Source organism: Limnobacter olei (assembly GCF_029087225.1).
Classification (GTDB): domain Bacteria; phylum Pseudomonadota; class Gammaproteobacteria; order Burkholderiales; family Burkholderiaceae_B; genus Limnobacter; species Limnobacter olei.
This window is the reverse complement of record NZ_JARFJD010000007.1, coordinates 118,876-130,234: the sequence shown is the minus strand read 5'-3', so window position 1 is coordinate 130,234 and position 11,359 is coordinate 118,876. Positions and strand designations below refer to the sequence as shown.

The following is an 11,359-nucleotide window of genomic DNA, read 5'->3' as shown; positions in this document are numbered from 1 at the left end:
AGAAAGTTGGGACACAATCAAGATGAATTGGTAAGCAAGCTTTAGAGGAGGCTTTACTCTTCAAGTTCTTGGTCGTCATCGCTGACCGCATCAATACCAGCTTCAACAACAGCGCCCGTGACTTTGATGCCTGTTGACACAACGGCCCCGGTAATTGAAATGGCAGCGCCCGCTGTGGCGCTTACTACTGCGCAACCTTGAATGACTGGCAAAACAACTGCCGCCAGTGCGAAGAAAACTGCTTTATTCAAGATCGGACCCATGGTCACCTCGCAGTCGTAAATAAAAAACGCTTCTGACCCTTTGGGTGAGAAGCGTTTTGTGCCAAATTTGGCATCCCCAACCGGATTCGAACCGGTGTTACCGCCGTGAAAGGGCGGTGTCCTAGGCCTCTAGACGATGGGGACCTAAAACCGTGTGCTTTGGTGGAGGTAAGCGGGATCGAACCGCTGACCTCTTGCATGCCATGCAAGCGCTCTCCCAGCTGAGCTATACCCCCGAAGCGAAGACCGAGATTATTAATTATTCCGCTTAAGTTGTCAACTGTATTTAATACGATTTGTTGAAACTTTAATGCAAAACTTTTAATTCTTTTTGCCTTCTGCCTGCATTGCCTCAGCAATTTGAGCAGCCCGAATTATACACATATTTGTCGGTTACACTGCAAGTGATTTTTTCAAAAAAATAGAAGCAAACAACAAATGAAATACTGCAGCACATGTGGCACCCCGCTTGAACTTCGCATTCCTGCCGGCGATAACCGAGAACGAAGTTGTTGCCCAGGATGTGGCGCAATTCATTACGTAAACCCAAAGATTGTAGTTGGCACCATTCCAACCTATCAGGGCAAGGTTTTGCTTTGCAAACGAGCCATTGAACCCCGCCACGGTTTTTGGACCCTGCCCGCAGGCTTCATGGAACTGAACGAAACCACGCACCAAGGTGCCGCCCGCGAGACACTGGAAGAAGCCGGCGCTCAAATCACATTGGGCCCTCTGTTCACCATGTTCGATGTAATTCGCGCTGAACAGGTTCATATTTTTTTCCGCGCCGAGATGCCCACCCCCACCTTCTGTGCGGGTGAAGAAAGCCTGGATGTGAAACTGTTTTCCGAAGAAGAAATTCCTTGGGATGAACTGGCTTTTAAAACTGTGTCAAAAACACTGACCCTGTTTTTTGCAGACCGAAAAGCGGGACGGTACACCCTGCATACGGGCGATGTTTTCGATCACACGGACTGGACTGATTCTCAATTCAAGGCCGGATGACAAAAACCACCATACCCTGGCTGGACTCTCCTGGCGAATTCCCCAGCACTGCACTAGCGCTTGAATACCCACCAGGCCTTCTTGCAGCCAGCATGGAAATCAATGCGGACTGGCTTGAAGCGAGTTATGCACGCGGCATATTTCCCTGGTATTCCCAAGGTGAACCTGTGCTTTGGTGGAGCACCTCCCCACGCGCAGTGTTGTATACCACTGAATTCAAGCTACACCGCTCGCTGGCCAAGGCGATTCGCAAAATGCACGGCACCCCGGGAAGCGCCATTCGCCTGAATACCGCCTTTGAGAGAGTGATGCGTGCCTGCGCGGCGCCCAGACCAGGTCAGGACGGCACCTGGATCACCGAAGAAGTAATTTCGGCCTACACAACGCTTCACCAACGCGGTTTGGCCCACTCGATTGAACACTGGCAAGGCAACCAGCTCATCGGCGGCCTGTATTGCGTGGCCTTGGGTAAAATGGTGTACGGTGAAAGCATGTTCGCAACGCAAACCGATGCTTCCAAAGTGGCCTTCGCTCATTTTGTGTATTGGCTAAAATCTCAGAATGTGCACATAATTGATTGCCAGCAGGCTACCGGGCATTTGATGTCAATGGGTGCCCGCACGGTAAGCAGAAAGGTGTTTGAGACTGAAATGGCGAATTCCATTGTGCAGCCCACCTTGAATTGGGAACCCCGCGAACTTAAATGGACGTATGACCAGACCTAAGGAACTGCCCTTCTCTACCTTGCAGTTTTATTCGACTGCACCCTACCCCTGCAGCTATCTGGACAATCGTCTGGCCAGGTCGCAGGTGGCAACCCCAAGCCACTTAATCAACGCCGATGTATACAGCGAGTTGGTTCGCATGGGTTTTCGTCGCAGCGGCTTGTTCACCTACAAGCCCCATTGCGACGGTTGTAATTCATGCAAGCCCCTTCGCTTGAAAGTATCCCAGTTTCACACCAATCGAAGCCAGCGGCGCACTGTAAAGACTTTTGCAAGCCTGAAACCCAGCGTACAACGCCTTCACTTTAATTCTGAACACTACGCTTTGTACTTGAAATACCAGTCGGCCCGCCATCACGGTGGCGGGATGGATGAAGACAGCCGTGAACAGTATTCCCAATTTTTGCTGCAAACCCGGGTCAATTCCCGTTTGGTTGAATTCCGAAACCCTGACGGTAAATTGGTGATGGTGTCCATCATTGACATCCTTACCGATGGGCTGTCCTCGGTGTATACCTTCTTCGATCCTGAGGAACGAAGCGGCCTGGGAGTCTATGGCGTGCTTTGGCAAATTGAGCAATGTCGGGACCTTGAACTTCCTTACCTGTATTTGGGTTACTGGATCAAGGAAAGCGAGAAAATGGCTTACAAGGCACGCTTTTCCTCGGCAGAAATTCTTCAGGACAACGTGTGGCAGCCCTCGCCTGAACCAAGCCGCTAATCAAGCCCGTAGTTTCCCCGTTACAATGCGGGGTATTCAATCCAAATTACCGGTGTCTGAAAACCGCCATGCTGCTTCCCTATTCGCTTGTTCGCCCTGCCCTGTTTTCCCTTGATCCCGAGAAAGCACACCACATTACTTTCAGCAATCTGCAAATGCTGCGCAAGCTCGGTTTGCTCAAGTTTTTTTCACCCAAAGCGGTTGCTGACCCCGTAAAGGTCATGGGTATCGACTTCCCGAACCGAGTGGGCCTGGCAGCTGGCCTGGACAAAGACGCCGCTTACATCAGCGAATTGGGCCTGATGGGTTTTGGTTTTCTTGAAGTAGGTACGGTAACGCCCAAACCTCAACCCGGCAACCCGCAACCAAGGCTGTTTCGGCTGCCCAAAGCCAATGCATTGATTAACCGCATGGGCTTTAATAACGAGGGTGTGGACACGTTGATAAAGAATGTAAAGGCCAGCAATTACCCGGGCATATTGGGGATCAATATTGGAAAGAATGCGCTTACTCCGGTTGAAAATGCTGCAGATGATTACTTGGCCGCGCTGGAAGCGGTGTATCCCTACGCGAGCTACATCACAGTCAATATTTCTTCACCGAACACCAAAAACCTGCGCGACCTGCAAGGCGGCGATAGCCTCGATATTTTATTGGGCTCACTGAAAGAAAAACAAAAAGCCTTGGCCGATGAACATGGATTGTACAAACCCATGGCCTTGAAAATTGCCCCTGATCTGGATGACGATCAAATTGATGCGATTGCCAAGCGGCTTACCCATTTCAGTTTTGACGGTGTTATTGCAACCAACACCACAATCGACAAAACCAGCGTGGCTGGCCTTCCCCATGGTGATGAGCAAGGTGGCCTAAGCGGAGCACCCGTGCTGGAGAAGTCGACCCACGTGATCAAGCGTTTGTATGCAGAGTTGGGCGACGACATCCCAATCATTGGCGTGGGCGGTATTTCCAGCGGTGAGCATGCCGTAGAGAAAATTCGCGCGGGTGCAAAGCTGGTTCAAATATACACAGGCCTCATTTACAAAGGCCCTGAATTGGTGACTGAATGCGCTGCCACCATCCATGTAAATTGCAAATTAAAGATGAGAACAAAATAAAAGGAGCGGCTTTCTGAACGCCGCTCCTTGTTCTCAGACATTCATCTTGCTGAATGTAAGTTATAAGTCTACTTATTCTTGCGTTGCTGATACAGATTTGAAAAGGTTTCCCCCGTGGGCACGGGAAAGTCACGTTGATCGGTCCAGCCCTTGGCGCCCGGCAAACTGTGTATACCGCCTTTGCGTTTTCCCCACCATGCCATGGCCTTAATGCCCATGCGTGACAATACGCGATACAAAGCAGGCCGCTGTGCCACAAAAGCCCACACCTTGAATGCTGCTTTTTCCTGCCATGGACGAAGCCCTCTGGAAAATTGTTGCTCTCGCAATTTGCGAAGCAAATCGGGCAGCGGAATTTTCACAGGGCAAACCACATGGCACTCGCCGCACAAAGTAGCCGCCTGCGGCAAATCAAGCGCTTTTTCAATACCGGTATAGCTGGGTGTAAGCACTGATCCCATCGGGCCGGGATAAACCCAACCGTAGGCATGGCCACCAATTTTTTGATACACCGGGCAGTGATTCATGCAAGCACCACACTTGATACAGCGAAGCATTTCTTCAAACTCCCCACCCAGCAAGCCAGTGCGCCCACCATCCAGAATCACAAAATACATGTGTTCGGGACCATCCAGGTCGCCTTCCCGCTTGGGGCCAGTTAACAACGACACGTAGTTGGAAATGCTTTGCCCGGTTGCCGAGCGTGGTAGCAAGCGGATCAAAGTGGCAAAGTCTTCAAGGGTAGGCACCACCTTTTCAACACCTGTAATAGCCACATGCACGCGGGGGTTAATGGTGCACATGCCTTCGTTGCCCTCGTTCGTCACCAAAGCCACTGAGCCGGTGTCTGCAATGATGAAGTTGCCGCCCGTGACACCCATGTCGGCAGCCAAAAACTGAGGACGCAGAATTTCACGCGCTTCTCGGGTCATTTCAGCGATGTCGGTTTTGCGGGGCAAATGGTGATGCTTTTCAAACAGGTCCGCCACCTGTTCTTTGTCTTTGTGAACCACCGGCGCAATAATGTGACTGGGACGCTCGTTGTCGTTGATTTGAAGAATGTATTCGCCGAGGTCGGTTTCGCGCACTTTCACATCCGCCGCCTCAAGCGCTTTGTTCAATGCCATTTCTTCAGTCACCATCGACTTCGATTTGATGACTGATTTAACACTGTGCTTTTTGGCAATTTTCACAACCAGCTGGGCTGCCTCTTGCGGTGTACGTGCAAACAATACCTTGGCACCAGTCTCTGCTGCTTTCTGTTCAAACAATTCAAGCCATACATCCAGATTCTTGATGCTTCGATTGCGAATTTCAACTGCCGCAGACCGTGTGCCTTCAAAATCTTCCAGCTCTAGAATACTGGTGGCACGTGCATTCACGAACTTCGAAGACAAACGTTTCAAGTTTTCCTGCAAGCGCGGATCATTCAGCTTTTCACTGGCCTTGCGTTCAAAAAACATGCTTTGTACTTGCATGGTGTTACTGCCCCACTTTAAATTTGACCGGGCTTGCGGCCCGTGAGCAATTCGGCCACATGCAACACTTGTGTGTTGTCACCCATGCGGCGCAAACGGCCTTCAATATTCAACATACAGCCCAGGTCGCCCAACACCACAGCCTGTGCACCGGTCGCTTGTACCTGCTCGCACTTATCGGTACAAATTGCACTGGAAACCTCGCCATACTTCAAGGCAAACGTGCCACCAAAACCGCAGCACTGCCGACTGTCTTTCATTTCAAGAATTTCTACGCCACCCATTTTGCCAATCAAGGTGCGGGGTTGATTCTGCACACCCAACTCGCGCAGCCCACTGCAAGAATCATGATAGGTAATCTGTTTAAGTTCGCTCACACCAAGTTTGATCTTGTCCACGCCCAGTACATTGACCAAAAAGTCAGTGAGCTCGTAGGTGCGAGCAGCCAAACGGGCCGCGCGCATTTTCAAATCAGGGTCGTTCTTGAATACTTCGGTGTAATGGGTTTTTGTCATCCCAACGCAAGAACCCGATGGAGCAACCACGTAATCAAACTGCTCGAACTCAGCCAGCCATTTTTGGGCCAGCTTGTGCGTGCTATCGTGGTCACCTGAATTCCAGGCGGGTTGACCGCAACAGGTTTGGGCCTGAGGTACCATCACCTCGCAACCGGCCGATTCCAGCAACTCAATGGTTGAAAAACCGATAGAGGGTCGCATGGAATCTACAAGGCAGGTAACAAACAAACCGACGCGCAAGGTATTTCCCCAAAATGAACGAAAACTGTTCAAGTGTATGCAGCACGCCGCTTTCCGGCCAGTAGTGATAACCATAACGAGTGACGTATTTCACAATATGGTTTAAACTTCTCACTGCATGAAAAGGAACTACCCCGTATGAGCGAAGAGTCGGTTGGACGCACCAGTATTCAGGTGATTGAGCGAATGATGCAATTGTTGGACGCCTTGGCCGAACACCAAGATCCCGTTGCATTGAAAGACCTAGCCCGCGACACCAAGCTACACCCCTCCACTGCCCACCGAATTTTGAATGACCTGGTGGCTTGCCGACTGGTTGACCGCACCGACCCGGGTTTGTACCGCCTGGGCATGCGCTTGCTTGAGCTGGGCAATTTGGTGAAAGCCCGATTGAACGTACGTGATGCTGCACTGGAGCTGATGCGCAAATTGCACCGTCTGACTGGACAAACCGTGAACCTGTCAGTTCGACAAGGTGATGAAATTGTGTACGTGGACCGCGCCTACAGCGAACGATCAGGCATGCAGGTGGTACGTGCAATCGGAGGCCGTGCGCCCTTGCACCTAACCTCAACAGGCAAACTTTTTCTTGCCAATGAATCACCAGAGAACTTGAAGCTGTACGCCGAGAGAACCACTTTGCGTGGTACTACACTGAACAGTCTGACCACGCTTGAAAAGCTGGAAAAGGAACTGTTGCTGGTGAGAACGGAGGGATTCGCGCGCGACAATGAAGAACTTGAAATGGGTGTTCGTTGTATGGCGGCCGGCATTTATGACGATTCATCAAAACTGATTGCTGGTCTGTCGATATCTGCGCCAGCAGACCGCATTCAGGAAGATTGGCTACAAGAACTGATTCATACAGCGCAACGAATAAGCGCATCGCTGGGCTGGCAGGGTCGAGTAACCCCACCTAGCGGACGATTCCGACTTTAACTTTATTTTGTTACATATGCGGCAGTGCTGGGTGCCACGGCCATTACATATTCGCGAATACGCTCTGCGTCGGCAAATCTAGCCTGAGAACCCAATGCATCCAGCAATACGATCACCAGGTTACGATCACCCACCTTGGCCTTCATCACCAAACAACGCCCAGCTTCATTGATAAAGCCGGTTTTTTGAACCTGAATATCCCATTCCTTGTTTTTGATCAGGCGATTGGTATTTCTGAAGTTCAATTGCCCCTTGCCCGACTGCACCGAAAACTGGGGATCAGTAGAAAACTGACGAATCAGGGGAAAGCGCTGGGCATGCAAAACCATGCGCGCCAAGTCGTTGGCGCTGGATTTGTTTTCAACCGAAAGTCCCGTGGTTTCAGCGAAGTTCGTATTAAACATTCTGAGCGAAGCCGCCCGGCGGTTCATCTCAGCGACACACGCTGCCAAACCACCTGGATAGCTACGTCCCAAGGCAGAGGCAGCTCGGTTTTCGGAGGCCATAAGAGCCAGATGAATCAGTTCGCGACGGGTGAACTCACTGCCGGGCTTCAAGCGTGAACGGGTATTTTTGTAGTAATCGATGTCTTCTGTGGTGATGGTAATCACCTCATCAAGATCAAGCCCTGCCTCCAGCGTGACCACGACGGTCATGATCTTGGTAATTGATGCGATTGGAACCACAGCCGAGGGATTTTTTGCATACAGCACTTCGAGGGAATCTGCGTCGGCCACCAAAGCCACTGAGCTGTTCAAAGACAGCGGATCGTGAGCTTCCTTCAGGTTTGCACGCTCGGACTGGCCGGAAGCAGCCATTACAGCGGGGCTGAACACCATGGATAAAGCAAGAAGTGTTGAGCCGAGAAATGCTTTGTAGATCATGGTGTGTTGTCTTTATTATTCGAACGAATGTTTTGTTGGATTCTACGCAGAATTGGGTTAACCGCCAAGGCCCCAGATCGAGTGATAACAGGGTTTTAAGTCATCTAATTCGAGCGATTTCTTAAATCTACCTGTTCAGTGTAGTTTTTAGGGGTTCTTGATAGTGTCGACCATAGTCGGCCAAGCGCTTGATTACCCCAAGTTGCAGGTCGGTTAAATGCTCAAGGTCTGGGGAATACCCCCCTGCCATCACTGCGGCAACCGGCAAGTTGCGGTGTTGCACCCATTCCAGCACCACTTGATCGCGCAGCCGAATACCCTCATCGCTCAAGGCCAATTTGCCCAAACGGTCAGATTGGTGAACATCGAGCCCTGCCACATACAGCACCATATTTGGCGTAAATCGTTGGTTGATCTCGTTCAATGCCCTTTCCAGTTGTGTGAGGTATTCATCATCACCAGTTCCGTCGGGTAGCTCGATGTCTAGGTCACTTTTTTCTTTTTGAAAGGGATAATTTTTCTCGCCATGCATTGAAAAAGTAAACACGCTGTCGTCACCACCCAAAATTTCAGCGGTACCGTCTCCTTGGTGTACATCCAGATCGATCACCAACACCTTATTCCCAAGGCCTCGGGTATTTGATCTGGTTTGATTTGTGTTTAACCAGGCTATTGCGTCTGTTTGATAAACGCGTGCAGCCACCGCCAAATCATTGAACACACAAAAGCCGCCGCCCTTGTTCCGCTTGGCGTGATGCGTACCCCCTGCCAAATTGACCGAAGCGCCGTGTTGCAGCGCACTTCGAACAGCCGACACGGTGGCACCCACGGAACGACGGGAACGCTCCACCATCCGTTCTGACCAAGGAAAACCGATGTCACGTTGTTCATGTCTCGAAACATTGCCAGTTTCTATTCGTTCAATGTAGTAAGGGCAATGTGCCAACGCCAACTGCCCTGGCGTTGCGGCGTTCGGCACAGATAATTCTATAAAACAATCACTTGCATGCACTTTATCGCGCAGAATTCGGTACTTCTCCATTGGAAATCTGTGCCCTTGGGGCAATGGAAGAACAAATTCATCGGTATAAAAAGCTTCAATCATGATTAATACAACAGAACGAACTTGATTTATTGCGTTGCAACATTTTTGTTGACAAGAGAATTTTTTTTGGTAGAATTCAATTTGTGCACCGCATCAAACGGTGTCGAAAATAACCCTAGTGGTACGAAACCTGACGGAGCAAACTATGATGATGACCCCCGAACAATTTCTCGACGTTCAAAAAGCCAACCTTGAAAAGATCCTGGGTCTTAGCCAGCAATCGTTCAGCAACGTTGAAAAAGTGGTTGAACTGAATCTTAACGCTGTTAAAGCTTACATGGAAGACAGTGTTGAGGCCGTAAAAGCCTTGTCCTCTGCAAAAGACATTCAAGAATTCGTTGCGGTGTCAACATCAGTGACACAACCTTTGTCAGAGAAAGCTGTGTCCTACGGCAAAGACCTGTACTCCCTGTCCTCTGGTATTGCTTCTGAAGCAGCCAAGCTGGTTGAAGAGCAAGTCGCCGAAAACAACAAAAAATTCGTTGAGCTGTTTGAGTCAGCCAGCAAGAATGCACCTGCCGGTTCAGAAAGTGCTGTCGCACTGATGAAATCAGCAATTACTGCAGCCAACACCGCTTACGACAGTGTAAGCAAGGCCACCAAACAAGCTGTTGAAATGGCAGAAGCCAACGTGGAAGCCGCAACCAAGGCAACCATCAAAGCCTCCAACACAGCCACTACAAAGGCCCGCAAAGCAGCTTAAGCTTGTTTTGCCTGTAAAGATGTCTCCTCGTTCCTCCTGGAACGAATTCTCAAAGCCTGCCCTCTTTTGTGGCAGGCTTTTTTTTAATTGATTAACTCAAACTCGCAATTCATGCTTTCCAGAACTTTCACCAGTTCTGTAAACGCATTCGAAACTACTTCTTTTTTAGCAAAATCGCCCCTTGCCTTTACCCCAAGCTCAATATGGCGAGCCAGTTTGTTGTCACCCACACTGGGCAGGCTATACAACTTGCAATCGGGGTACTGGGCCTCCAGTTGCTCCATCACTGGCGTTATTCGGGCTTCTGGTGTGTTGAACAACAACAAAGCCCTCTTGTATTCAAGCTCCCGATGATGAAACTGAGGGTAGAGCGTATCGAGCACCCATTCAATCATCGGCCAGGCCATTACCGGGAAACCAGGCACGAAGTGATGTTGCCCGATGGTGAAGCCGGCAATGCGGTTATAAGGGTTGGGTATCAGGCTGGCGCCTTCCGGAAAATCAGCCATGCGCAGCCGAAACTCATCCAGGGGCTGCCCGCTTTCCTCGCAACGCTGACGAATCAGTTCCACGGCACCTTCGTGGCGCACAATCGGCAGGCCCAGTGCCTGGGCTGCTGCTTGCCGTGTGTGATCATCGGGTGTACCGCCAATGCCCCCACAACTCAATACAATGTGGTCGCTGGCAAATGAGCGTTTCAAGGTAGCGGTTAAAAACTCCCTGTCGTCACCCACCATTTGCACCCAAGACAAATGCAGGCCACGGGCGGTTAAACGCTCGATCACGGCAGGTATGTGTTTGTCTTGCCTTAAGCCCGACAAAATCTCGTCGCCCACTACGATAAGGCCAATTTTAGGTACTGCCATTTTTTTGCTCTTTGTGTATTTAGTTGGATTCAATCGCGGGCATGTCGATTGTGTTGTTGTTTCTGACCTGCACGAGTGCGCCCATGTAATGGCGGGTAAATGCCAAAGCCGACATCACCGGCATGATCAACAAAATTGGTGGAATGAAACTTAAAAATGCGCACACCAAACCAATCAACCAGGCGGAGGTGCTGTCGCGCTTTTTGATTTCTTTCATTTCCAGTTTGGTGGCATGCCCAGCCAAAGAATCGAACCTCATCACGGCCATGAGCAAATAGGCGGTCAGCAAAATAGGCAACACAAATGCCATGCCTGGTATGAGCCACAAAGGCAGTGTGACAATCCATGCAATCAGAAAAATGACCACTGCTTTCAAAGTCACCCACAGGCTCATGACAATGCCAGAGTCTCCCCTCTTTTGGATTCCTTGAAATTCCTTTTCAGCAAGGTAATTGACCACCGGTGGAGTAACGTACAAACCCGCAAGCAACACGGCCGAAGTGGCCACGATCGGCCACAACAGACCAAACACGGCCAGCGGCACCAAAATGACTTTCAACCAGCCCATGAATGCGGCGTCGGTTGCGACTGCTTCGGCGGAAAAGTCAAAACCAAGATAACCCAGTGCCCAGGTCGCGGCATTGACCAAAGGATCAACCGACAGCCAGATAATTACAATCCAGAACACCGATGCAATGGCCACCGACACCAAAGTCAACATCAGCATTTTTGGGCGAAATGAATCAACCAGCGCGTTAAAAAGAATGGACATTGCGTTGTTCATAAACCTTCCC

General features: G+C 50.3%; 13 protein-coding genes and 2 tRNA genes. 6 read left to right on the top strand and 9 right to left on the bottom strand.

The annotated features are described in order from the left end of the window. Positions 1-53: 53 nt before the first annotated feature. The 3 genes from PY990_RS05745 to PY990_RS05735 form a co-directional block, all read right to left on the bottom strand. Complete coding sequence (locus PY990_RS05745) at positions 54-251, bottom strand: hypothetical protein (RefSeq protein WP_275270804.1); 198 nt, start codon at positions 249-251, stop codon at positions 54-56. A gap of 80 nt (positions 252-331) precedes the next feature. Continuing rightward, positions 332-407 (bottom strand) — tRNA-Glu (locus PY990_RS05740). A gap of 16 nt (positions 408-423) precedes the next feature. After that, a tRNA-Ala gene (locus PY990_RS05735) sits at positions 424-499 on the bottom strand. A gap of 202 nt (positions 500-701) precedes the next feature. On the opposite strand from PY990_RS05735, the gene PY990_RS05730 reads away from it, so the two are divergent. From PY990_RS05730 to PY990_RS05715, 4 genes are all read left to right on the top strand, one after another. Further along, the gene (locus PY990_RS05730) at positions 702-1,268 is read left to right on the top strand and encodes an NUDIX hydrolase (RefSeq protein WP_275270803.1); all 567 of its coding nucleotides are present in this window, start codon (positions 702-704) and stop codon (positions 1,266-1,268) included. Then, a complete protein-coding gene (gene aat, locus PY990_RS05725; RefSeq protein ID WP_275270802.1) occupies positions 1,265-1,993 on the top strand; it encodes a leucyl/phenylalanyl-tRNA--protein transferase in 729 nt (242 codons plus the stop codon). Before PY990_RS05730 ends, aat begins: the two co-directional genes overlap by 4 nt. After that, a complete protein-coding gene (locus tag PY990_RS05720) occupies positions 1,980-2,714 on the top strand; it encodes an arginyltransferase (RefSeq protein WP_275270801.1) in 735 nt (244 codons plus the stop codon). Before aat ends, PY990_RS05720 begins: the two co-directional genes overlap by 14 nt. A gap of 68 nt (positions 2,715-2,782) precedes the next feature. Continuing rightward, entirely contained in the window at positions 2,783-3,832 is a 1,050-nt protein-coding gene (locus PY990_RS05715) for a quinone-dependent dihydroorotate dehydrogenase (RefSeq protein WP_275270800.1), read from the top strand. A 68-nt stretch (positions 3,833-3,900) separates the two neighbouring features. On the opposite strand, the gene PY990_RS05710 is transcribed toward PY990_RS05715, so the two are convergent. After that, positions 3,901-5,310 carry a LutB/LldF family L-lactate oxidation iron-sulfur protein gene (locus tag PY990_RS05710; protein WP_275270799.1) on the bottom strand — a complete coding sequence of 470 codons (1,410 nt, stop codon included), beginning with the start codon at positions 5,308-5,310 and terminating at the stop codon, positions 3,901-3,903. A gap of 17 nt (positions 5,311-5,327) precedes the next feature. Beyond that, complete coding sequence (locus tag PY990_RS05705) at positions 5,328-6,068, bottom strand: (Fe-S)-binding protein (RefSeq protein ID WP_275270875.1); 741 nt, start codon at positions 6,066-6,068, stop codon at positions 5,328-5,330. Positions 6,069-6,206: 138 nt separating this feature from the next. Between PY990_RS05705 and PY990_RS05700 the strand changes: the two genes are divergently transcribed. Next, on the top strand, positions 6,207-7,007 hold the full coding sequence (locus PY990_RS05700) for an IclR family transcriptional regulator (RefSeq protein ID WP_105029174.1): 801 nt from the start codon (positions 6,207-6,209) through the stop codon (positions 7,005-7,007). A gap of 2 nt (positions 7,008-7,009) precedes the next feature. Here PY990_RS05700 and PY990_RS05695 read toward each other — a convergent pair whose 3' ends face one another. Both PY990_RS05695 and PY990_RS05690 read right to left on the bottom strand, forming a co-directional pair. Beyond that, the gene (locus PY990_RS05695; protein WP_275270798.1) at positions 7,010-7,891 is read right to left on the bottom strand and encodes a serine hydrolase; all 882 of its coding nucleotides are present in this window, start codon (positions 7,889-7,891) and stop codon (positions 7,010-7,012) included. Positions 7,892-8,018: 127 nt separating this feature from the next. Next, complete coding sequence (locus tag PY990_RS05690) at positions 8,019-8,933, bottom strand: histone deacetylase family protein (RefSeq protein ID WP_343075068.1); 915 nt, start codon at positions 8,931-8,933, stop codon at positions 8,019-8,021. A 211-nt stretch (positions 8,934-9,144) separates the two neighbouring features. On the opposite strand from PY990_RS05690, the gene PY990_RS05685 reads away from it, so the two are divergent. Further along, positions 9,145-9,699: a phasin family protein gene (locus tag PY990_RS05685; RefSeq protein WP_275270874.1), complete on the top strand. Its 555-nt coding sequence runs from the start codon at positions 9,145-9,147 to the stop codon at positions 9,697-9,699. Positions 9,700-9,782: 83 nt separating this feature from the next. On the opposite strand, the gene PY990_RS05680 is transcribed toward PY990_RS05685, so the two are convergent. Beyond that, complete coding sequence (locus PY990_RS05680) at positions 9,783-10,565, bottom strand: competence/damage-inducible protein A (RefSeq protein WP_171099200.1); 783 nt, start codon at positions 10,563-10,565, stop codon at positions 9,783-9,785. A gap of 19 nt (positions 10,566-10,584) precedes the next feature. After that, positions 10,585-11,349, bottom strand: coding sequence for an EI24 domain-containing protein (locus PY990_RS05675; RefSeq protein WP_275270796.1), 765 nt, complete (start codon positions 11,347-11,349; stop codon positions 10,585-10,587). Positions 11,350-11,359 lie beyond the last annotated feature (10 nt).